General features: G+C 36.7%; 1 pseudogene. It reads right to left on the bottom strand.

The features are described 5' to 3' along the window. Positions 1–264, bottom strand: a pseudogene (locus ELQ05_RS08155) (F0F1 ATP synthase subunit beta); the annotation flags it as partial.

Here is a 264-nt window from a genome sequence, read left to right as displayed (position 1 = left end):
TCATTATAAAGGTCATTTCCTTCACGAGTTCTCTCACCCACACCTGCAAATACAGAATAGCCGCTATCCTTAAAAGCAACATTGTGAATAAGCTCCATAATAATAACACTTTTACCAACACCTGCACCACCAAAAAGACCTACTTTACAACCTTTTGCATAAGGAGCAAGTAAATCCACAACTTTAATCCCTGTTTCAAAAATCTCACTTTTTGTGCTATGATCTTCAAAAGCTGGTGGATCTCTATGAATTGCCCATTTTTTA

Origin of the sequence: Campylobacter sp. US53 (genome assembly GCF_004378995.1) — a bacterium.
Taxonomy (GTDB): Bacteria; Campylobacterota; Campylobacteria; order Campylobacterales; family Campylobacteraceae; genus Campylobacter_D; species Campylobacter_D jejuni.
This window is presented reverse-complemented; position numbering and strand designations above follow the sequence as displayed.